The sequence below is a fragment of the Ruegeria sp. CH11 genome (assembly GCF_056537105.1).
The window spans coordinates 339,553-361,137 of sequence record NZ_JBQFQX010000002.1 but is presented as its reverse complement, the minus strand read 5'-3'; the positions used below and the strand labels follow the sequence as shown (position 1 = coordinate 361,137).

The 21,585-nt window shown below is 57.4% G+C and carries 17 protein-coding genes; 9 read left to right on the top strand and 8 right to left on the bottom strand.

The window, feature by feature from the left end; genetic code table 11:
• Positions 1-81: 81 nt before the first annotated feature.
• From ACR0LX_RS05590 to ACR0LX_RS05570, 5 genes are all read right to left on the bottom strand, one after another.
• Positions 82-921 (bottom strand): EamA family transporter, encoded by an 840-nt coding sequence (locus tag ACR0LX_RS05590; RefSeq protein WP_480782865.1) that lies wholly within the window; start codon positions 919-921, stop codon positions 82-84.
• Positions 922-923: 2 nt separating this feature from the next.
• Positions 924-2,069: an iron-containing alcohol dehydrogenase gene (locus tag ACR0LX_RS05585; protein ID WP_480782864.1), complete on the bottom strand. Its 1,146-nt coding sequence runs from the start codon at positions 2,067-2,069 to the stop codon at positions 924-926.
• Between the two features lie 340 nt (positions 2,070-2,409).
• Positions 2,410-3,771 (bottom strand): glutamine synthetase family protein, encoded by a 1,362-nt coding sequence (locus ACR0LX_RS05580; RefSeq protein WP_480782863.1) that lies wholly within the window; start codon positions 3,769-3,771, stop codon positions 2,410-2,412.
• Positions 3,772-3,865: 94 nt separating this feature from the next.
• Positions 3,866-5,566, bottom strand: coding sequence for a Na/Pi cotransporter family protein (locus ACR0LX_RS05575; protein WP_480782862.1), 1,701 nt, complete (start codon positions 5,564-5,566; stop codon positions 3,866-3,868).
• A gap of 4 nt (positions 5,567-5,570) precedes the next feature.
• The gene (locus tag ACR0LX_RS05570; RefSeq protein WP_480782861.1) at positions 5,571-6,368 is read right to left on the bottom strand and encodes an inositol monophosphatase family protein; all 798 of its coding nucleotides are present in this window, start codon (positions 6,366-6,368) and stop codon (positions 5,571-5,573) included.
• A 304-nt stretch (positions 6,369-6,672) separates the two neighbouring features.
• On the opposite strand from ACR0LX_RS05570, the gene ACR0LX_RS05565 reads away from it, so the two are divergent.
• Complete coding sequence (locus tag ACR0LX_RS05565; protein ID WP_480782860.1) at positions 6,673-8,211, top strand: sulfatase-like hydrolase/transferase; 1,539 nt, start codon at positions 6,673-6,675, stop codon at positions 8,209-8,211.
• A 169-nt stretch (positions 8,212-8,380) separates the two neighbouring features.
• Here ACR0LX_RS05565 and ACR0LX_RS05560 read toward each other — a convergent pair whose 3' ends face one another.
• Positions 8,381-9,256: a LysR family transcriptional regulator gene (locus ACR0LX_RS05560; RefSeq protein ID WP_480782859.1), complete on the bottom strand. Its 876-nt coding sequence runs from the start codon at positions 9,254-9,256 to the stop codon at positions 8,381-8,383.
• 122 nt (positions 9,257-9,378) lie between these two features.
• Here ACR0LX_RS05560 and cuyA point away from each other — a divergent pair, with 122 nt between their 5' ends.
• Positions 9,379-10,392 (top strand): D-cysteate sulfo-lyase, encoded by a 1,014-nt coding sequence (gene cuyA / locus ACR0LX_RS05555; RefSeq protein ID WP_480782858.1) that lies wholly within the window; start codon positions 9,379-9,381, stop codon positions 10,390-10,392.
• Positions 10,393-10,395: 3 nt separating this feature from the next.
• Complete coding sequence (gene cuyB / locus ACR0LX_RS05550) at positions 10,396-11,091, top strand: cysteate racemase (RefSeq protein ID WP_480782857.1); 696 nt, start codon at positions 10,396-10,398, stop codon at positions 11,089-11,091.
• A 51-nt stretch (positions 11,092-11,142) separates the two neighbouring features.
• Here the strand turns inward: cuyB and ACR0LX_RS05545 are convergent, their stop codons facing one another.
• Positions 11,143-12,027 (bottom strand): LysR family transcriptional regulator, encoded by an 885-nt coding sequence (locus tag ACR0LX_RS05545; RefSeq protein ID WP_480782856.1) that lies wholly within the window; start codon positions 12,025-12,027, stop codon positions 11,143-11,145.
• Positions 12,028-12,296: 269 nt separating this feature from the next.
• Here ACR0LX_RS05545 and ACR0LX_RS05540 point away from each other — a divergent pair, with 269 nt between their 5' ends.
• From ACR0LX_RS05540 to ACR0LX_RS05525, 4 genes are all read left to right on the top strand, one after another.
• The gene (locus ACR0LX_RS05540; RefSeq protein ID WP_480782855.1) at positions 12,297-13,262 is read left to right on the top strand and encodes an ABC transporter substrate-binding protein; all 966 of its coding nucleotides are present in this window, start codon (positions 12,297-12,299) and stop codon (positions 13,260-13,262) included.
• 66 nt (positions 13,263-13,328) lie between these two features.
• Positions 13,329-14,384: a quaternary amine ABC transporter ATP-binding protein gene (locus ACR0LX_RS05535; protein WP_480577756.1), complete on the top strand. Its 1,056-nt coding sequence runs from the start codon at positions 13,329-13,331 to the stop codon at positions 14,382-14,384.
• Positions 14,381-15,922: an ABC transporter permease gene (locus ACR0LX_RS05530; RefSeq protein WP_480782854.1), complete on the top strand. Its 1,542-nt coding sequence runs from the start codon at positions 14,381-14,383 to the stop codon at positions 15,920-15,922. Before ACR0LX_RS05535 ends, ACR0LX_RS05530 begins: the two co-directional genes overlap by 4 nt.
• Positions 15,919-16,641, top strand: coding sequence for an alpha/beta fold hydrolase (locus ACR0LX_RS05525; RefSeq protein ID WP_480782853.1), 723 nt, complete (start codon positions 15,919-15,921; stop codon positions 16,639-16,641). The genes ACR0LX_RS05530 and ACR0LX_RS05525 overlap by 4 nt, the downstream gene beginning before the upstream one ends.
• A 57-nt stretch (positions 16,642-16,698) precedes the next feature.
• Here the strand turns inward: ACR0LX_RS05525 and ACR0LX_RS05520 are convergent, their stop codons facing one another.
• Positions 16,699-18,663: a CocE/NonD family hydrolase gene (locus tag ACR0LX_RS05520; RefSeq protein ID WP_480782852.1), complete on the bottom strand. Its 1,965-nt coding sequence runs from the start codon at positions 18,661-18,663 to the stop codon at positions 16,699-16,701.
• 164 nt (positions 18,664-18,827) lie between these two features.
• Between ACR0LX_RS05520 and ACR0LX_RS05515 the strand changes: the two genes are divergently transcribed.
• Both ACR0LX_RS05515 and ACR0LX_RS05510 read left to right on the top strand, forming a co-directional pair.
• The gene (locus tag ACR0LX_RS05515; protein WP_480782851.1) at positions 18,828-19,490 is read left to right on the top strand and encodes a helix-turn-helix domain-containing protein; all 663 of its coding nucleotides are present in this window, start codon (positions 18,828-18,830) and stop codon (positions 19,488-19,490) included.
• The gene (locus tag ACR0LX_RS05510; RefSeq protein ID WP_480782850.1) at positions 19,487-21,526 is read left to right on the top strand and encodes an oxidoreductase; all 2,040 of its coding nucleotides are present in this window, start codon (positions 19,487-19,489) and stop codon (positions 21,524-21,526) included. Before ACR0LX_RS05515 ends, ACR0LX_RS05510 begins: the two co-directional genes overlap by 4 nt.
• Positions 21,527-21,585: the final 59 nt, after the last annotated feature.

Below are 21,585 nucleotides of genomic sequence, written 5' to 3'. Positions count from 1 at the left end.
ATGCCGGGCACGCTTTTGCGCACAATGCGGCGCCGCGACTTGGGTCTGGTTACACACCGGCCGATCCGGTCCTGCAGGTTTTCAGGACGACAGCGCAATCATGGTGACACCTGCCGCCATCAATACGGCCGCCAAAATCCGCCGCACCGGGTTGCCTTCGGACAAAAACAGGTACCCGATCAGGGCTGCGAATATCACTGAAGTTTCTCGCAGCGCCGAGACAACGCCGAGCGGCGCAAAGTTCTTGGCGTAAAGCACCAACCCGTATGCGGTCATCGACACCACGCCCCCTATCAGACCTATGGCCCAGGTCCGAAGCGGCAGCGTCAGGATGCGGGATCCTCTGCGCAGGGCTACAAAGCCGACAAGGAATATGTGCAGCACCGAATGCCATGCCCAATAGCTCAGGATGTTCCCCGATACCCTCACGCCCAAGCCGTCCACAAGCGAGTAGACGGAAATACAGCACCCTGTCCCAACGGCGAATACAAGCGATGCCCGACCAACCCCTTGTCTCAGAACCGACCAGCTTGAGACCTGAATCCCGGTGGCAATCACGGCAATCCCAAGCCAGGCCTGCATCGGAAGATGCTCGCCCGCGAAAATCACCGCCCAAAGCGCAACCAGTGCTGGGACGATGCCGCGGGCAATAGGGTAAACCACGCTGAGATCACCGTGCCGATAGGCCTGGTTCAGCATGTAGAAATACCCAAAATGCACCACGGTGCTGCCGGCCAGATAAGGCAGGCTTGCGAAATCCGGCAATGGCAGCACCGCCACCATCAACGCACCCGGGATGACGTGACCCAAGGCGACCAGCCCCAGCGTGACAGTCCGGTCCGTTGCCGTTTTGACAACCGTGTTCCACATCGCATGCAGCAAAGCGGCTGCAAGGATTATCAGAACGATGCCGAAGCTCACGATCAGAGCGCCTTGGAAAACAACTCGGTAAGGTTTTGTTCCGTCAGCGCAATTGGGTTACCACCGCAAGACGGGTCAATCAGCGCACCTTGTACCAGATCCGGGATTGATGCTTCGGTGACGCCCAGATCAGACAGACCCCGGGGGATGCCCAGGCTGTCGTTGAAGTCCTGCACGAATGCGCAGAAACCGTCAAAACCGCCTTCGATCCCCAAAAATGCGGCCGCCGACTGGAACCGGTCGACAATGGCTGCTGCGTTGAAGTCCAGTACTGCAGGCATGCAGACCGCGTTGGTCGTGCCGTGATGCGTGTTGAACACCGCGCCGACCGGGTGACTCATCGCATGGATCGCACCCAAACCCTTCTGGAACGCGGTGGCGCCCATGGCAGCGGCACTCATCATCTGGGCGCGGGCCTCGATATCGGTGCCATCTGCGTAGGCGCGCGGCAGATACTCCTTGACCAGACGCATGCCCTCCAGCGCGATGCCTTGGCTCATCGGGTGATAATGCGGGCTGGAAAAAGCCTCAACGCAATGGGCAAAGGCATCCAGTCCGGTACCCGCGGTGATGGCTTTCGGCATGCCCACGGTCAATTCTGGGTCACAGATCACCACTGTCGGCAAGACCTTGGGGTGAAAGATGATCTTTTTGGCATGGGTTTCCGAGTTCGTGATGATACTGGCACGCCCAACTTCCGAGCCTGTCCCAGCCGTAGTTGGCACAGCGATAATCGGCGCGATGGCGTCGGCATTTGCGCGCGTCCACCAATCGCCCACATCCTCAAAATCCCAAACCGGACGAGTCTGGCCAGCCATGAAGGCGACCATCTTGCCCAGATCCAGCCCCGAACCACCGCCAAACGCAATGACACCGTCGTGACCGCCTGCCTTGTAGGCGGCGACCCCTTCGGTCAGGTTTTTCTCGTTCGGGTTCGGGTCCACCTCGGCAAACAAGCCACGGCCCAACCCGGCGGCGTCTAGAATATCCAGTGTCGCTGCCGTAATCGGCAAATCGGCGAGTCCCTTATCGGTTACCAGCAAGGGGTTCTTCATCCCGGCAACCGCACAGGCCTCGGGCAGTTCCCTGATGCGCCCGGCACCGAATTTGATCGCGGTCGGATACGACCAGTTTCCAACAAGTGACATGTCAATTTCCCTTTGTTCTTTGGGCCTGCCCCGGCGAGGGGGTCTGTCCGGGGCAGGCGTTTCGTCCTTGGCCCGCACCCTTCGCGAGGGGATAGGATTGGGGACGTGTCTGGTTTCTGCGTTCGATTCTTCTACCACGACTGGGCTGGTGCAGACTGCGATCCCAGCGGGCGGCGTATTTCAAAAATACGGGCGGGTCCCTAACGCAACTCCCGTTGTTCCGTGACCTCTGGGGAGTGAATCAACGTTCGCCACGTTCTCAACATCAACGAAATCCCCCGCTTCATCTGGCCAGGAAAACCCCTGAGAACGCGCGGGGCTGGCCGCTCGCCCTGGCGCCCTAGGCACGCTCGAACCCACGGGCAATCTCCCAATCGGTTACCACACGCTCGAATTCTTCAATTTCGACTTCGGCAGCGCGGGCATAGTGATCGACAACGGCGTCTCCCATTGCGGCGCGCAACATCGCCGACCCATGCAGCGCATCCCGCGCTGCGTGCAGATTGCCGGGGATCATCCCCGTGTTACCCTGATAAACATCGCCTTGGGTCGGAGGCTGCAGTTCCAAGCCTTCCTCGATACCCGCAATGCCCGCAGCCAGCATTCCTGCCATCGCCAGATAGGGGTTCATGTCCGAGCCCGGAATCCGGCACTCGACACGAACGGCTTTGGTGCCATCGCCACATAGACGGAAACCTGCGGTGCGGTTGTCTACCGACCAGATGATCCGCGTCGGCGCAAAGGTCCCCTTCATGAACCGCTTGTAGCTGTTGATGTAGGGGGCCATGAAGTAAGTGTAGTCGGCGGCGTATTTCAACAGCCCCGCCATATAGCTTTTCATCAGCGCCGACATGCCCAGCTCATCGTCCGCGTCATAAAACACCGGCTTCCCGTCGGCCCAAAGCGACTGATGCACATGGCTGGAACTGCCAACCTTGTCGTGGCGCCATTTCGGCAGGAATGTCGCTGCATGGCCATGCTGCCAAGCGATCTCTTTCACCGCGTTCTTGGCGATCGAGTGATATTCGGCCGTGTCCATCGCAGGTGCGTATTTGATGTTCAACTCTTCTTGCCCGGTCTCGGCCTCGCCCTTCGAGTTCTCGACCGGAATCCCCGCGTTCCACAGGTGATTGCGGATCGGCCGCATCACATGCTCTTCTTTGGTGGTCTGGAGAATGTGGTAATCTTCGTTGTAACCCGAGATTGGCTGCAGATCGCGGAACCCGTCCTTGCGGATCGCATCAAAGCTCTTCTCGAACAAAAAGAACTCCAGCTCGGTTGCGCACATCGCGTCATAGCCCATCGCCTTAAGGCGATTTACCTGTGCTTTTAGAATGGACCGGGGTGCATGCAGGACCTCTTGGTGCGTGTGGTGGTCCAGCACATCGCACATTACCATCACCGTGCCCTCCAGCCACGGCACGAGGCGCAAAGTGTCCAGATCCGGCTTCATCACATAGTCGCCATACCCCCGCTCCCAGCTGGATGCGGCGTAGCCGTCTGGTGTCGCCATCTCAAGGTCGGTGGCCAGAAGATAGTTGCAGCAATGGGTTTCTTCCCAGGCGCCCGCCACAAAATGGCCTGCGTGGAAGCGTTTGCCCATCAGACGGCCCTGCATATCGACCATACAGACCAGCACGGTGTCCACTTCACCAGCGCTCACCTTAGCTTTCAGGTCGTCGAAGTTGAGAGTCCCGCTCACGATGCTTCCTCCTTGATCGCGATGTCGTTGAGCGTCTGTCGCAGCGACGCCAATAGTTCTTTTCCCTTGGGGAAGTCAGTCTATCCCGGTGTCGTCATCCTTTGACCTCGGTATCTGCGTCTTTTTCCATTTGCGGCATTTCTTCAATCAGGCGCGTTTCCAGTAACTGCCCATTGCGATACAGGATCGGGTAGGCCACCGCCGCGATGTGGCTGTTGAATTCGCGGAACGCGCGCAGTGTTTCCAGGTGGATATCGCTGGTCTCAAAGCTTTCCGTACTGCCATGTTGCAACCGTCTGAGGTGGCGTTTGCGGCTGTCGCGCTCGGCCCGCTTGATCTCGGTCTTCTCAAGGCTCAGCAACCGAGCGCTTTCCAGATCGTCCGAGATCAGGACGTTGGAAGCTAGTTTCAGGTTGGCCAGTATGCCCTCGTGCATTTGAACCAGTTCCGACCATCCTTCTTTCGAGAACGAGGCACCTTTCTTGCGCATGTCACCGGCCAGGACGGTCAGGCGCTTGGCAACAACGTCGCCGGCGGTTTCAAGACGGATCGCGTATTCCATCAAATCCCGAGCCACTTTGGCGTTTTGTTTTCCGAACTCCTCGGCCGGTATGGCGGCCACGTATTGGCGGATGCCTGACAGGCATTCGTTCACATCATCGTCCATGTCCCGGACGGCGCGTATCTGCTCTTTGTCGCCGCTGCGATACAGCTCGAGCGTCGGCCGGAACATTGCTCCGATCAGATCGCTCATCCGCAGCAGCTCGCGCTTTAGGCTTGAAAGTGCCTGATTGGGGCTGCCGATATCGCGCAAGTCCAGCGTACTTTCCGGGCGCCCGAGCGGCACCTTGGCCTGCTCGGTCCTGGGTTCGGGCAATAGCCGTTCGAACGGGGCGCTCAGGCGTCCGCAGAAGGGCAGCGCCAACACCAGCAACGAGGCGTTGAATGCCAGATGTGCAAGGACCAGCATCTGCCCGCCCTGAAGATCCCCCAAAATACCCGCGCGCAGCGCCGCCGTGGCGGCGAAAAGCGTGATCACGGCCCAACTGCCGCGCAGCGCGAGATTGGCGAATGGAATACGTCTGGCAGGCAGCGCCATTCCGCGTGTCAACCAGACCGGAATGAAGGCCGAGCCGAAGTTGGCCCCCAAAACCAGCGACAAACCAGCCGCAAACGGAAGTGCGCCGATCTGAACCAGCGTAACGCACATCAGAATCGCCGCGACTGAGGAATGCATGACAAAGGCCAGCGCACCTCCGACCAGAAACGCGGTGATGTAGTCGCGGGCCAGATAGTCGGCGATGGCAGGAAGGAAGGCGCTGTCGCGGATCGGATCCATCGCCTCGCGCAGGAACCGCAGCGAGATCAGAATGAACGCCACCCCCAGCAGGATGCGCCCAAGTTGCCTGGGCTTTTTGGCGTCGGTCTTTACGAAAAGGTATCCGCCGACTGCCAGCAAAAGCGGCACCAGCCAGTCCAGCTTGAACGACAGGATCTGAACAATCAGCGCCGAACCCAGATCGCCGCCCAGAACCATGGCAAGACCGGCCGGAAAACTCAGCAAACCACCCGCCGCAAACCCCGAGGTCAGCAATGCAACCGCCGCCGAGCTTTGCAGCACGATCGCCATCGCAACACCTGCCATCGACGCCTGTACATGGCTGCGCTGGCCTGTCATCACCCGCTGGAAAGACGCCCCGTAGCTGCGTTCAATGCCCGTGCGCACCATGCGCACCGCATAAAGCAGCAACATTGTCGCTCCGGCCAGGCTTATGAGGAAACTGACGATCGCCATGATCCTACCCGTTTACCATATCCAGCATCTCGGCGTGCAATTCGGCTGTCGCGGCAGAGATTACCCGACCGTCCGACTTTAGGTCGAGCGGCTTGCCATCCCAGTCGGTCATCACTCCGCCTGCGGCTTCGACAACGGGAAGAACCGGAAGAAAATCATAGGGTTGCAGGTCATAGTCAATCACCGCATCCACATGCCCCGCCGCTAGCAGAGCGTGTGGGTAGCAATCATAAGCGAAACGTCTGGTCTGTCCCGATTGCATGAGCTTTGCGAATAAATCTGGATGATCGCGGTAAATCTTGTCCCCTTCGTTCACGAACAGAATGGACTGATCCAGCCTTGTCTGGTTTGACGCAGTGATCGCTTCGCCATTCAGCGTCGCGCCCTGACCAGATACGCCGATGAAGACTTCGTTTATCGCCGGCATACCGATTACTCCGATATCCGGTTTTCCATCGAGCAGGTGCCCAAGCAGAAAGCCAAAAAGCGGATGACCCGAAAGAAAAGACCGGGTGCCATCGATCGGATCGATGATCCAGACTTCGCGGTTGTTCAGCCCTTCAAAGCCGTGCTCTTCTCCAAAGATGCCGTGATCGGGGAAATGACGCCCAAGATAGGCGCGAACCTGCGCCTCAACACCTTTGTCAGCCTGCGTAACCGGGCTTTCATCCAGTTTGAACTCGACCCCCAGCCTGCCACGAAAATAAGCGCGGGCCGCGGTGTTGGCCAAATCAGCGATCTTCATCGCATGAGACACCAGATCCGCCGTCTCGGCTGTTTGTGAATTCTTAGGAGTCTGCATCCGGTTCCGTCCTGTCTAAATCTGGATTGCGCGCCCCAGTTGGCCAGCGCGCCATCCCCGAAAATCCGGACTTTCGATTTCTTGCGGCATCAGAATCCCACATCTCGGCTCCAATACCCGCAATAATCCCACAAAATCTCTCCAACACAACTGGCAAAATCTGTTTTTATTTGTTTACTTCATTTTTGTGTGGATTTTTGAGGGATCATACCGTTCCCTCACGACGCAGATAGCGGTGGCACGATTTTGACAAGAGTCTGGTCGGGCTGCCAACCAAAACCTTGGGGAACAGGAACGGGACTCGATGAGCGACAAGCAGAACGTTCTATTTGTGATAATCGATCAAATGCGCGCAGATTGTCTGTTCGGAGGTTTGGCCGAACATGTTGATCTGCCCAATCTGCGGGCGCTGATGGACGAAAGCGTAACGTTCTCCAGACACTTCTCGGTCACCAATCCCTGCGGACCGTCGCGCGCGTCAATTTTGACTGGCCAATATGCTATGAACCACCGTTCGGTACGCAATGGGACGCCACTGCGCCACGACATCCCGACCATCGCCAGCGAGATGCGCAAAGCAGGATATCTGCCGATGCTGTTCGGTTATACCGATACCTCGCAAGACCCCCGTACTTTTGACGCCAATGACCCGGCACTCAGATCCTACGAATTTCACATGCCCGGGTTTCAGGAAATGCTCGAGATGCGCATGGAGATGTCATTTCCCTGGCGTTCGCACCTGAAAAACCGTGGCTACAAGTTCGACACCTATTCTGAGGTCTACAAACCGGTCTCGGCGGATGGCACAACGCCAGCGCTGAACGACCCGGCGCTCTACACGGCCGAGGACAGCGATACGGCGTTTCTGACAGATCGCTTTCTGGAAACAATGCCAGCTTACGCGGACGGGGAGCAGGGCTGGTTTGCGCATCTGACTTACCTGCGCCCGCATCCACCGCTGGTAGCGCCCGCGCCCTACAACCGGATGTATGACCCGGACACATTGCCGATGCCCACGCGGCTGGACGCACCCGAGGCCGAAGACGCCATACATGGCTTTCTTGCAGCCACCCGCGCCAACAGCACGGTTTCTGGTTTTGTCGAAGGTTTCAATGAACTCGAACCGACAGATGAAACGGTGGGCATCCTGCGCTCGATCTATCTGGGGCTCGCCACCGAAGTTGACCACCATATCGGACGGGTCGTGCAGTTTTTGAAAGACAGTGGGCAGTACGACAACACTCTGCTGGTTGTGACCGCAGACCACGGAGAGATGCTGGGTGATCGTCACAGTTGGGGCAAGATGTCGGTCTATGACGCAGCCTATCACACGCCCCTGATCATACGAATGCCCGAAGGTGGCAAAGGGGTGCGCGTTTCCGAGCCTACGGAATCCATCGACGTCACACCCACGATCCTGGAATGGGTCGGGCAACCTGTACCGGATGCGATGAACGGGCGGTCTCTGCTGCCGTTTCTTCGAGGCGAGGGGCCTTCGAACTGGCGCAAGTACTCGTTCTCCGAGCTCGATTTTGCGGATCCGCTGGAGCCAACACGCTGGCAGCGCGACTTGGGAACCGAATTGGCCGACTCTTGTCTTAGCATATTGCGGGATGATCGTTTCACACTGGTCATGTTCGCAGCGGTTCTGCCGCCGCTGTTGTTCGACGGGTCCGGCCAAGGCGAATTGCAGAATGTCGCGGATCGCGCAGAGTACGCGGAAGCGCTGGCACGAATGACACTGGAAATGCTGCGCCATCGAATGAGGCACATGGACAAGACGCTGTCCAATTGGATGATCACATCCGAGGGCCCACGCCATCCACGTGCTTCAAAGGCTTAAACACTGTCAGCTGCTGGGCGTTGCCCAAACAGGGCCGATAGCACTGTGCTCGATTGTGGGCCGAACGAACACCGGACGGTGCTTCATCTAAGAAAGTAGATCCGACCGGCCTCAAGCAGCGGGTCTATTCGTTTACCAGCCCGCTCGGTCGCGTAGAAAGGCCCGGGGTTCACTGACCAAAGCGTTGCCAGACTTGGTCGCAATACGCGGACTGGGCCGATGCCAAGCGCACCACCTCGATCGTCAGCGCTTGTGAGGGCAACACGTCGTCGACACGCACAAGCTGACCCTCTGCCAAAGGCTCAGAGACCAAAATGTTTGGCAGCCAGGCCACGCCGATACTTTCCCTGGCGTATTGCAGCATGGCCAGCGTCAGCGCCGTCTCGGCGCGGATCACGGGCGCGGTATCTTTTGGCAATTGAGGCACAATTTTTCGGGCGAAGACCTGACCAAGAAAAACCTCAGTCGGGTAGCCGATTATTGGCGGCGTCGTACCAGCCACGTCGTCGCGCATCTCTGGTGCGCAGACCGGCACCAGAATATCCGTTCCCAGCGTCTTAGCTTCAAACGCGTTTCCAAGGTCGCGCGTGTCATCCCCTGGAATGGCGTACATGATCGCAAAATCGACGTCCTTAGAAATCAGATTCAGCAGGCATTCGTCCTGATTGCCTGACCGTACATGAACCGAGATATCGTCCTCTTCCGTCAGATCGCGAACGATCATTGGCGAAATCGTTGCGGTAAGCGCATGTTGGCACACAAACGATAAGGACATTCCAGCCTTGTCGTTCGCTATCTTCAGCGTGTGCCGCAACTTGTGCAGCCGCGTGCTGAGCTCGCGAAGTTCGGGTTCCAATTCCTGAATGCCGGGCATTAGGGACACCGGTTTGCGCCGGCGGTCGAACAGGGTTGCGCCAACGCTTTGCTCAATGAGCCGAACCCGACGCGTGAAGGCAGATTGTGTCAACAACCGCTTTTCTGCGGCCCGCGTCAAAGACCCGCTGTCCAGCACCGCCAAAATGTCGTCAATCCACTCAAGTCGCATGCATTCTAGATACTGTGAGGGCGCACAATATGCAATTCATGCAATATAGCCGCAAGATTTCGAATTAGCTGTGCAGCGGGTCAGACGATAAAATGACAGAAATCGATATTAGGAGTCGCCAAATGCATCTCGCCCGCCTTCCTCGTCTTCACCTCGCCCATCTTCCGACACCGCTTGAGCCGATGAAACGGCTGTCCAAAGAGCTGGGTGCCGAAATCTGGATCAAGCGCGACGATTGCACCGGCATGTCCACCGGAGGAAACAAGACCCGCAAGCTGGAATTCCTGATGGCCGAGGCCGAAGCGCAGGGCGCGGATATGGTAATGACGCAAGGGGCCACCCAAACCAACCATGGCCGCCAGACCGCCGCTTTTGCGGCCAAACTGGGACTTGATTGCCATATCCTTTTAGAAGATCGCACCGGCTATCAGGATGGGAATTACAACACTAACGGCAACGTTCTGCTGGACCATCTGCACGGTGCAACGACCGAGAAGTTTCCCGGTGGTCACGATATGCCGGGAGAAATGGAAAAGGCTGCCGAGAAGAAACGCGCAGAGGGTCGCAATGTCTATGTCATTCCCGGCGGCGGCTCGAACCCGACTGGCGCGCTTGGCTATGTAAATGCTGCCTTTGAGCTGCTGGGGCAGGCCAATGACAGCGGGTTGCGGATAGATCGGCTGGTGCATGCCACCGGATCATCGGGAACGCAGGCTGGGTTGGTGACCGGGATGTGCGCGATGAATGCGCAGGTGCCGGTATTGGGAATCGGGACGCGGGCGCCGCAACCAAAGCAGGAGCAGATGGTTTATGACCTTGCCTGTAAGACCGCCGAAAAGCTGGGTTGCGCAGGCGTCGTAAGGCGCCAAGACGTGGTGGCCAATACTGACTATGTGGGCGAAGGCTATGGCCTGCCGACAGAAAGTGGCATCGAGGCGATCCAGATGTTTGCCGAGTTGGAAGGTATTCTGCTGGACCCTTGTTACTCGGCCAAAGGCGCTGCGGGTCTGATCGACCTGGCACGCAAGGGTGAATTCAAAGACCAGCGCGTCGTTTTCCTGCATACTGGCGGAGCGGCAGCTTTGGGAGGCTATGACTTTGCGTTCGACCACAAAAACCGCTGGGTGAATATCTAGGCAATGACGCAGCGACCGATCGGCATCCTTGGTGGCATGGGCCCCGAAGCCACCATCCTCCTCCAGCGTAGATTGCTGGAGGCGGTGCCGGTGACCGATGATCGAGACCACATCCCGCTGCTGATCGACATGAACCCGCAAGTGCCATCGCGGATCGCTCATCTGGTTGACGGCGTAGGTGAAGATCCCGGGCCAACGCTTGCGGTGATGGCGCGCCGCCTTCAGGGTGCCGGGGCTGTGGCTTTGGCGATGCCGTGCAACACCGCACATCATTATGCCGGGGCGATCACCGATGCAGTGACCATCCCGCTTTTGAACATGGTTGAGCTGGCGGCAGATCACGCCGCAAATGCGATTGGGGCAGGGGGTTGTATCGGCATGCTCGCCTCGCCAGCGGTGCGCCGCACGCGTCTTTTCGAAACGGCCTTGCAAGCGCGCGGGTTATCGACAGTCTGGCCGGCAGATGACAACGCAATGCTGATGGCGATCCGTAGGATCAAGATTGACGGCCCGTGCGAAGAGGCTCGAGCGACTCTGCAAGCGGCGTCCGAAGCGTTGATCAGCTTAGGGGCGGATCTGCTATTTGTCGCTTGCTCCGAGTTCTCTCTCATTGCCGACAGCATCTCCAAAGAGAACAACTCAGTGGACACCATCGATCTTCTGGTCGAAGCGATTATCGATTTTTCACGGAATGGCTAACCTATCGGGGCAGCGCACAGGACCATGCGACGCTTGGATGGTCGTATTGGTTCACAAACGTTCCCAAATCTGCTGCGCTGTCTGATCGAAGTTTGCTGGATTGGAAAACGCCGAAATGGTCATGGTCGCACACCACGCATCATCACCGATTGGCACCAGCAATCCCTGATCGAGTTCCGACGAAATCGCCGTTTCGGGCATCCAGGCGAACCCGCTGCCGGTCATCAGTCGGCGCTTGATGGTTTCAACCAGACTGTCGACATAAATTGTCTCGGTGTTCTGGGGTTTCCGATCGACGGTGTTTTCGACGACCATGCCCAAAAACGAAGACCGATCGTAGGCCAAATAAGGGATAGGCGGGCCGTCCTGCCTGCCCAGATCCCACCCCAGTCGACCGACCGGTTCGACCGCCGCCACCGGCACCAAACGATCCTTCAGCAAATCCTTACGCTCGAACGCGGCTTCATCGATCATGGGCGAGACCGAGTGGTGATAATAGCACAGCAGGAAATCCACCGCGCCTTCAACAAGAAGATCACAGCAGGTGCTCAAAGAATCGGAAAGAACGCGCGTGCGCAAATCAGGGATTTGTTTCTGCAATTCTTCTACGCGAGATGCCAAAAAATTCACCGCTATGGTGTGTAGCACAGAAAATCGGATGAACCGACTGTCGCCCCGATCAGCGTCCCGCAATGATTGACGAGACTCCGACAGCTGTGAAATTGCCGTCAGCGCAACGGGCAAGAACTGTTTTCCGGCCTCGGTTAGTTGCACAGGATAGGTGGCGCGATTGACCAAAGGCAACCCCACCCAGCTTTCTAATGCTTTGATTCTGCGGCTGAATGCGGATTGCGTGATATTGCGTTCATCAGACGCGCGGGTGAAGTTCAAGGTTCGGGCAAGGCATTCGAAGTCGCGTAACCAATTCAGATCCATTGGATGTTTCCACCTGCCGGTAAGTGCATTCTCTGAACATACGTCAATCTATGCAAAATCAGAATAGTTTAATGAAATGTTCGAATTGGCTCTGAGAATTGCTCTTGATCTAGACTTCCAAGCAGGGTCAGGCGGTTGGTCTTCCTTTCAGACTTCCGTCCAGAGTTGCGGCCGATGACGTGCTGGCACGACCCTATTGCGCGATAGGAAAGTCCAACCACGGAAAAAACGACGCCGAAACACGGCGCAATTCAACAGAGGAGAAGACCATGAGAACCAACTTAAAAACGCTCGGCATGGCGGCTGCGGTCGGCATCTATGCCTTGCCTGCTTTCGCGGCTGAAGAGGTCAAGATCGGTGTGCCATCCTGGACAGGTGCCCAGGCGATCGCCCACGTGTTGGGCGCGGTTGTTGAAATGCGCATCGGGGGCAAGGTGGAGTTTGTGCCCGGCAACAATGCCACGATCTTTCAGGCGATGGACCAGGGTAAGGGCGATATCGACGTGCATCCCGACGTGTGGCTGCCCAACCAGGAAAGCTTTACCAAGAAATACGTCGATGAGGCTGGCACAGTGACCTTGTCGTCGAACCCTTATGAGGGCAATCAGGGTTTCTGCGTCAGCAAGGATTTTGGTGAGGCCAACAACATTACCGACATTGCTGACTTGGGACGCCCAGACGTAGCCGCGCTCATGGACAGCGACGGCAATGGCAAAGGCGAGATGTGGATTGGTGCACCGGGCTGGGCCTCGGCGAATGTGAACGAGGTGAAGACGCGTGACTACGGATTGCTCGACTTCATCGAGCCGATCCGCGCCGAAGAAAGTGTCAAGACAGCGCGGATCAAGGACAGCATCGCCAAGGGCGAAGGTTATGCGTTCTATTGCTATAAGCCACACGCAGTCTGGTACATGTTCGACGTCCAGATGCTGACCGAACCGACATTCGACCCGGCAAAATACGTGATGATACAGCCCTCGGACGATCCGGATTGGTACAGCAAATCCAATGTGGCCACCAAGGATGCGCTCAAGAACGTGCAGATCGCCTGGTCCAATACTCTGGGTGATCGCTCTCCGGTGATTGCTGAGTTCTTTGCGAATTTCGCTCTGACTGCGGACGATGTCAGCGGGTTCGCCTACGAAATCAGCGGCAAAGGTCGCGATCCGGCAGAGGTCGCTCGGGAATGGGTCGAAGCGAACCCTGATCGCGTCGATGCGTGGTTGGGTCTTTAATCTCACGCCCGAAACAGGGTGGCGGCAATGCCTGGCGCCACCCAAAAAAAGACCTTTGGGGGACCCATGAGCGACGATACCGTTATCGAAATTTCGAATGTTTGGAAGATCTTCGGCGCCAAACCTGAGGTGGCGCTTGAAGCCATTCGCGAACGCGGGCTGAACAAGGCGCAGGTGCTTGCGGAATATAACTGTGTTGTCGGTGTTGCGGATGTCAGCCTGTCGGTCAATCGTGGTGAAATCTTCTGCATCATGGGCCTGTCTGGCAGCGGGAAATCCACTCTGGTCCGGCATTTCAACCGCCTCCTGGAACCCACGGCGGGCAAGATCGAAATCGAAGGCACAGATGTGATGGCTCTGGGGCCGAAAGAGCTTCAGCAGTTTCGCAACAATAAGATCGGAATGGTGTTTCAGAACTTCGCGCTGATGCCGCATAGATCGGTTCTCGACAATGTGGCGATGCCTTTGGAAATCCGACAGGTCAGCAAGAACGAGCGTATGCGTCAGGCCGCTGCCATTCTTGATATTGTCGAGCTTGGCGCATGGGGGTCGAAATTTGCGCACGAGCTGTCCGGCGGGATGCAGCAGCGCGTGGGACTGGCGCGGGCGCTGGCAGCAAACCCGGATGTGCTTTTGATGGACGAGCCGTTCTCGGCCCTAGATCCTTTGATCCGGCGGCAATTGCAGGATGAATTCATCCGGCTCAGCAAGATTCTCAAAAAGACCACGATATTCATCACCCACGATTTGGATGAGGCCGTTCGCATCGGTAACCGGATCGCCATCATGCGAGACGGCAAGGTGGTGCAGATCGGAACCGCTGAAGACATCGTCATGAACCCTGCCGACGACTATGTCGCGGATTTTGTCGCCGGTATTTCAAGGCTGAAAGTGGTGCGCGCCCATGCGGTTATGCGCCCGATACCCGAGCATGTTGCCGCCCATGGGCCTTTGTCAGCTGACGCGCCACGCGTGAATGAAGGCGAAAACCTGAGCACGCTGATCAATCTGGCGATCGACAACAGCAACGCCATTCTTGTCGAAGATGGCGGCGTCGACGTTGGCGTCATTACTCGCGCGGACCTTCTGCGCACCGTGATTGAAGGGACCGAAGTGTCATGAGCACCTCAGACGTGAACCCTCTGGAAGATACCGAAAGCGAAGCGGCGCTGGCCTATGCCGAAGAGCGGCGCGAGAACATTCGCACCTTTGTTCGAACCAGCCCGGACTATTACATTCGAAATTTTGACAAGATCGGTGCCTCGTCACGCTTTACGCCGACCTTCAACTTTATGGCGGGGCTGTTTGGTCCGGTCTGGTTCGGCGCGCGCGGATTGTGGTCATGGGCGCTGCCGTTTCTGATCATCGAAACAATTGCTTATGTGCAGATCGCGCGCGGAATGTTTGGTGACCTTGCCGCCGATGCCATGGCGCGTATCGCTTCGATTGAAGGCACGCTGGAACTGCGTCGCCAACAGCTTGCGGCTGCTATCGAGAACAACACCGACAAGGTTGATGTCTATCAACGCACGGTGGATTCGCTGGAGGCAAATATCGACGGGATCCGCGCCGAGGCCGAAGCGCTTGCTGCCGAAGGACCATACATTGTCCTGACTGGTCTTGTCCTTCTTGTCATCGTCAAGGCCGTACAGTCTCAGGTCGCCAACTGGGCGCTTGAGGCGCGGTTTTCTGATTGGCTTTCGGATCGGTCGATCCGTTCGGCGATGCCGGTTTCCCAGATCGTGTTCAGCGCGATTTTCATGCTGCTGATCGTTTCGGCGGCGATGATGCACTACAGCTTCCCTGGCCGGTTTTCGCTTCTAAGCCATTTTCCCACTGACCCGAACATCCGCCTGACCAGTATCACATGGGTCGAGGAATTTATCGCCTGGTGCGTGCGTAACAGCGTTGCATTCTTTGACGGTCTGACCTTTGGAATCCGTGCCCTGCTTGATGCGCTCGAAGTTATTCTGGTGCAGACGCCCTGGGTCGTGATTGCCAGCCTGATCATTCTGCTGACCTGGCTGACTGCGGGCATAAGTACCGCAATCTATTCCGGGGCGTTTCTGGCCTATATGGGCCTACTGGGGTTCTGGGAAGGCGCAATGACGACGCTGGCTTTGCTGGGGACAGCGGCCTGCCTTTCGATTGTCATCGGTATTCCGCTTGGCATGTTTGCTGCGCGACGTCCCAGGTTTTACGCCTTTATCCAGCCGATCATGGATTTCATGCAAACCATGCCCGCTTTTGTCTTTATGGTCCCGGTGATCGCGTTTTTCGGCGTCGGCAAGCCAGCCGCTGTTGTTGTGACGATGATCTTCGGCGGAACACCCGTGGTGCGTCTGACCGTGCTTGGTTTGCGCGGTGTGCCCGAAAGCGTGCGCGAAGCGGCGATCAGTTTTGGGGCCAACAAGTGGTACCTGCTCACCAAGGTTGATCTACCACTGGCAAGCCCATCCATTCGCGCCGGGATCAATCAAACAATCATGCTGTCTCTGGCGATGGTTGTTGTGGCTTCGCTGATCGGCGCAAAGGGGCTGGGCGAAGACGTGCTTGAGGCGTTGCAATATGCAAACGTGGGGCAGGGTATCCTTGCCGGGTTCTCTATCCTGTTTTGCGCCATGATCCTTGACCGAATTGTGCAGGGCGGGCGCAAATGACACCGATTGTTTTTGTCCATGGGTTTATGGGCGGCAGTCGGCAATGGGATGAACAGGTCGAAGCCCTGACAGATTATAATGTCGTTGCACTCGATTTGCCGGGATTCGGCGACAACGCCCAGCTCGAGGTCATCAGCAGTATCGCTGGTTTTGCCGACTGGGCGTTGGGCGAGTTGAAATCGCGCGGCATCCGCAGATGTCACCTAGTCGGTCATTCGATGGGCGGAATGGTTGTGCAAGAGATGATTGCCCGCGCACCAGAGCTTGTTGACCGGTTGGTTCTATATGGTACCGGGACAGTTGGCGTTCTGCCCGGGCGGTTCGAAACGATCGGCACGTCGAAACAGCGTGCTTGCGCAGACGGCGCAAAATCGACAGCGCGTCGCATCTCGGCGACTTGGTTTCTGGCGAGGGAAAAGGCCGAGGCATACGAGGAATGCGCCACAATTGCCGAACAGTGCGGCCTGCGCGCTATCCTCGCAGGGCTTGATGCGATGCAATGCTGGAGCGGAGCCGACCACCTGTCAAAGATCGACGCCAAAACACTGGTCGTATGGGGAGATAAGGATCGCACCTATCCCTGGGGCCAAACTGAAAAGCTGTGGCAGTCAATTCCCGATGCCAATCTGGCTGTAATCCCTCAATGCGCGCACGCGACACATCTGGAAAAGCCCGCTCTCTTTAACTCGATTCTGTCAGATTTCATTGAAGCCAGTTGAGTTGTGCGTATAGAAGCGTTCGGTTTTGGACATTGGTATCGACTGGACTGAAGGCGGTCAGGAAATACACCATCGCCGGTTCGCGAAGGGAAGGTTATTCCAAGTCGCGTTCAATTCGGCATCGACCGTGATACGCCCCTCGGAGGAACGCGCTGTCAATGCGATTGTGACATCAGCGGTTCCGCCGGGTCTTTGAAATATCATTTTGTGTTTTACTTCAGTCTCTTGCGTTACGGTGTTCGAGTCATGCAAAGTATGCACAATTCGGGTTTCGTAGCTAAAGGCTGTATCTGTCTGGGGGTAGACTGTTTTCGACAGCGGTTGATGCCAGCCTATTTCGACCACATCTTCGCGGGTTTCTCGCCAACGCCGCAATTCGCCGGTCGTATTGGTCGAGTGGGTTTTCCGCGCGGGCAAATCTTGCGCAGGCGGTAAGCGCTGTTCCAGTGCGAGGGGCTTATGGTCCAAGACCGGGATAAACAGCGTTCCGGTATCGAGTCGGATGTCCTCTGCTTGCGCCTGCGAGAAAATCAGAGGCCAGTAAGACGATGACAAGGCGAGGCGGAGCCGATGCCCTTTGCGCACACGATAGGCTGTCGAGTGGAGTTTGACATCTGCGGCGAAACCACCTGACCCGACTGTCGCCGGCGCGTGGTCCAAGTTTTCGTCAAGCAACAGGTTGCGGACGCCATAGCTTATGCGTGCTGCGGCACCGTTTCTATTTACATCGACAAGACGGGCTACAATCTGACCGGGTTGGTCGCCGATATCTCCGCTCAACCGAAGCGTTACCGGGCCGTAAATGACCAAATCTTCGTTCAATGGTGCCGTTTCGAAGGTCAAAGACCGGAAATCATCCGAGTTCTGATCCAGCGGCAGGCCACCTACGCGGCCGAAATACCCGGTGTCTCCGGCAGTTTGTCCCACAGTCGGGTCCGCTGGTACGCTCCAAGGCGCGCATTCTTTGTGTTTTCTCAGATCGGACAAGGGTAGCGCCCGCACCATCGTTTCCTCGGATGCCGGGCCACCCTGCGTCCATGTCCCGGACCTTGTCGCCAAAGTGTCGCCCGGAGTATCAAACTCGCGCATCCAGATGCGCAGGCGCGGCCAATCAGGCGTTTCAGTAATTTCCGATTTGAGCCAATGGTCCCACCACTCCAGCGCCAATTGCTGAAATCCGATAGCGGGGCCGGGGCTTGCGTGATCCGGGTAGTGATGACCCCATGGCCCGACGACCCCCCAAACCAGATCTGGTCGCCTATCGACCAGAGACATCACGGAATTCGAATAGCGATCGCTCCAACCGCCTATGGCTAGGATTGGTACAGAAAGGGCATCTGCCTTGTGAATGACAGATCCGTACCGCCAGTACGCGCCTCTACCATCCTCGCGCAACCAGTTTTCAAGCGGGAAGGTGAGGTTCTCAATTCTCTCTTTCCACAGGGCTTGCCAATCCGGCCCAACATGCGGCGAGGGAGGTGAGGCAAGGATTGACGGAAGCGTCGCGCCCCATTCGAAAGTGTCCGACAAGACGCATCCACCCATATAGTGAATGTCGTCCTCAAACCGGTCATGGGTGGCGCACACTGCGATGGTCGCCTTCAGTGGCTCCGGCGCATCGACACTGGCTTGAAGCGAGGCGGTGCCGCCCCATGACGTGCCGAACATCCCGACACGGCCATTGCACCAGATTTGCGCGGCCAGCCATTCGATGACATGTCGCGCATCATCAAGCTCGGCCGGGGCATACATATCCGGCATGTGCCCCTCGCTGTCGCCGGAACCGCGCATATCGACGCGGATACAAGCGTAGCCATGGGCCGCAAAGTAGGGATGGTTCCGTTCGTCCCGCGCGCGCACCATGTCGGTTTTTCGATAGGGTATGTATTCCAGTATGGCTGGAACCGGCGTTTGCGTCGCAGGGCGCCATAGCCGGGCAGCCAGCCGCACACCATCCGGCATTTCGATCCACAGATGATCAGTTTCTGACACCTCAAAGGGAGCGTCGGTTTGATCGGTCATAGTGATCCGCTGCTTGCATTTTCATGTGCCCCAACTTCTGCAAATCTCTCGCGAACATGCAAGATGTCTTGTGATTTCGGGTGCAAATAGAATTTGACATTAAAATTCTAGTCTGTTTTCAATTTAACTAGAAAACATCTGCTACCCGAGCATCAGAGTTTCGCATGCCAACTGACAACGTCGTCGCCTTACCCTCTGCAATATCCTCGCTTGGCAGCGAGGTTCGGCAATTGCGCAAAGCGCGTCAGCTGACGCTCAAACAACTCAGCGAAGATGCGGGGATCTCACTGAGCCACGTATCAGCGATCGAGCGGGGGGTATCGAAGCCTTCAGTTGATGTCTTGCAAGCCATCGCGAGTGCGCTGAGCGTAACGCCCGATTGGTTCTTCGCGCGTCGCGCCGGGACAGGACCGATGGAGCAATCCTTTGTCGTGCGCGCCCAGAACCGCCGCGCGCTCAACACCCTGTATGGTCAGGACGCGGCAGAATTGGGCTATACCGACCAACTTCTGTCCAGCTCGATCGGGGGGCAATTCTATATGGGTCTGGCGGTTTATGCGCCCCATTCGGAACGCCCTGAAGACCACCTGCAAAAGCACGAAGGCGAAGAACACGGGCTGGTCTTGGAGGGCGAGCTGGAAATGCAAATCGGTGACGAGTTCATCACTCTGCGCGCCGGTGACAGCTATAGCTTCGATGCGCGTATTCCGCATCACGCACGCAATAGGACAGATCGGGCATGTCGGTTGATTTGGGCCGTATCACCCGTGGTCATTCCAAAGGATGTTGCGGAGCCTGAATCCGCAGACCGGGAAACGTCGTCATGAGCCGCGATGCTCTGTTGCAGCCCTATCAACTGAAGCACCTGACACTGAAGAACAGGATCATGACCACCAGTCATGAACCTGCCTATCCCGAGGACGGGATGCCAAAGGAACGCTATCGCGCCTATCACGAAATGCGCGCCAAAGCGGGGGTGGCGATGACCATGACGGCAGGTTCCGCCACTGTCAGCCGCGACAGTCCACCGGTTTTCAATAACATCCTTGCTTACAAAGATGAGGTCGTGCGCTGGATGGGAGAGCTGGCGGATGCCTGCCACGCCCACGGGTGCGCGGTGATGATCCAGTTGACCCATCTGGGGCGACGCACAGGCTGGAACAAAGGCGACTGGCTGCCGTCAGTTTCACCATCGCACTACCGGGAACCGGCGCACAGGGCCTTCCCCAAGAAGATCGAAGATTTTGATATCGAGCGGATCGTCAACGATTACGCAGATGCCGCAGAAAGGATGCAGGCTGCAGGGCTCGATGGCATCGAATTGCAGGCTTATGGTCACCTGCTCGATCAGTTCTGGTCGCCGCTGACCAATACGATGGACGCGCCATTTGGCGGTGACCTCGATAATCGCCTTCGCTTTGGTTTCATGGTGCTGGATGCTATCCGAGGCCGCGTGGGACCCGACTTTATCGTTGGGGTTCGCTATACCGCTGACGAAGTTGAGCGGGGTGGGATAACCGAAGAAGAAGGGCTTGAGATCGCGCGCAGGCTGCGAGACGGCGGTCAGGTGGATTTCCTCAATGTCATTCGCGGGCGCATTCATACCGACCCGGCAATGACCGACGTGATCCCGGTCCAAGGCATGAAAAGCGCACCGCACCTAGATTTCGCCGGACGAGTACGGGCCGAAATCGGTATGCCGACATTCCATGCCTCGCGCATTCCCGATGTTGCTACGGCTCGACACGCGGTGTCGTCCGGTCTGCTGGATATGGTCGGAATGACCCGCGCACATATGGCCGACCCGCTGATCGTGTCCAAGATACAGGCCGGGCGGGAAGATGACATCAGGCCCTGTGTTGGCGCGACCTACTGTCTGGATCGGATTTATCAGGCGGGCGAAGCGCTGTGCATCCATAACCCGGCCACCGGGCGTGAACTGTCCATGCCGCATGTCATACCCGCTGCGGACACGCGCCGTCGCGCCGTCATCGTGGGTGCCGGTCCCGGCGGGTTGGAGGCCGCGCGGGTTGCTGCAGAGCGCGGGCACGATGTCACCGTTCTTGAGGCCGCCTCAGAACCCGGTGGACAAGTGCGTCTAACAGCGCAGTCAAAGCGCCGCGCCGAGATGATCGGGATCATCGATTGGCGCATGGCGCAATGCGCAGCGCGCGACGTGCAGTTTCACTTCAACACCTTCGCGGATGCCGGGGACGTAGCGGCATTGTCGCCGGACATGGTGGTGATCGCTACGGGGGGCTTGCCCGAGACGACAATCCTCGATTCGGGCAATGAACTGGCCGTTTCTGCCTGGGATATCCTGTCCGGCGACGTGCAGCCGGGTGAAAACGTGCTGATCTACGACGATGCCGGCGATCACCCTGCGCTCATGGCCGCCGAAGTCATCGCCGCCACTGGCGCGCGCGTTGAAATCATGACCCGAGATCGCAGCTTCGCACCCGAGGTGATGGCAATGAACCTGGTGCCTTACATGCGTTCTCTGCAAAAGACAGGGGCCCAGTTCACCGTAACCAGAACCCTGCAAGCAATCGAGAAATCCGGCAATCAACTGCAGGTACAAATCGGCACCGACTACTCGGATCTGGTTGAAAAACAGATTTATGATCAGGTGGTTGTCAATCAAGGGACCGTGCCGCTGGACGATCTTTACTTTGATCTCAAGCCTTTGTCGCGCAACCAGGGCGCGGTGGATCACAATGCACTTGTTACAGGCTCGGGAACCCTGTTTCCGCAGGCAAATCCCGAGGGTGTGTTTGACCTTTATCGCATCGGAGACGCCGTGTCCTCGCGCAACATTCATGCCGCTGTCTATGACGCGCTTCGGTTCGGCATTCGTTGGTAACAGGCATAAAAAACTGAGTTTGGATAAGGAAAGATTTCGTCAATACGGGAAAAAATAAC

What these genes read in the sequence shown, in the direction of transcription:
- ACR0LX_RS05585 (WP_480782864.1), bottom strand. Translation starts at nt 2,069, where the DNA reads ATGTCACTTGTTGGAAACTGGTCGTATCCGACCGCGATCAAATTCGGT.
- ACR0LX_RS05575 (WP_480782862.1), bottom strand. Translation starts at nt 5,566, where the DNA reads ATGGCGATCGTCAGTTTCCTCATAAGCCTGGCCGGAGCGACAATGTTG.
- ACR0LX_RS05570 (WP_480782861.1), bottom strand. Translation starts at nt 6,368, where the DNA reads ATGCAGACTCCTAAGAATTCACAAACAGCCGAGACGGCGGATCTGGTG.
- ACR0LX_RS05565 (WP_480782860.1), top strand. Translation starts at nt 6,673, where the DNA reads ATGAGCGACAAGCAGAACGTTCTATTTGTGATAATCGATCAAATGCGC.
- ACR0LX_RS05560 (WP_480782859.1), bottom strand. Translation starts at nt 9,256, where the DNA reads ATGCGACTTGAGTGGATTGACGACATTTTGGCGGTGCTGGACAGCGGG.
- cuyA (WP_480782858.1), top strand. Translation starts at nt 9,379, where the DNA reads ATGCATCTCGCCCGCCTTCCTCGTCTTCACCTCGCCCATCTTCCGACA.
- cuyB (WP_480782857.1), top strand. Translation starts at nt 10,396, where the DNA reads ATGACGCAGCGACCGATCGGCATCCTTGGTGGCATGGGCCCCGAAGCC.
- ACR0LX_RS05545 (WP_480782856.1), bottom strand. Translation starts at nt 12,027, where the DNA reads ATGGATCTGAATTGGTTACGCGACTTCGAATGCCTTGCCCGAACCTTG.
- ACR0LX_RS05540 (WP_480782855.1), top strand. Translation starts at nt 12,297, where the DNA reads ATGAGAACCAACTTAAAAACGCTCGGCATGGCGGCTGCGGTCGGCATC.
- ACR0LX_RS05535 (WP_480577756.1), top strand. Translation starts at nt 13,329, where the DNA reads ATGAGCGACGATACCGTTATCGAAATTTCGAATGTTTGGAAGATCTTC.
- ACR0LX_RS05530 (WP_480782854.1), top strand. Translation starts at nt 14,381, where the DNA reads ATGAGCACCTCAGACGTGAACCCTCTGGAAGATACCGAAAGCGAAGCG.
- ACR0LX_RS05525 (WP_480782853.1), top strand. Translation starts at nt 15,919, where the DNA reads ATGACACCGATTGTTTTTGTCCATGGGTTTATGGGCGGCAGTCGGCAA.
- ACR0LX_RS05520 (WP_480782852.1), bottom strand. Translation starts at nt 18,663, where the DNA reads ATGACCGATCAAACCGACGCTCCCTTTGAGGTGTCAGAAACTGATCAT.
- ACR0LX_RS05515 (WP_480782851.1), top strand. Translation starts at nt 18,828, where the DNA reads ATGCCAACTGACAACGTCGTCGCCTTACCCTCTGCAATATCCTCGCTT.
- ACR0LX_RS05510 (WP_480782850.1), top strand. Translation starts at nt 19,487, where the DNA reads ATGAGCCGCGATGCTCTGTTGCAGCCCTATCAACTGAAGCACCTGACA.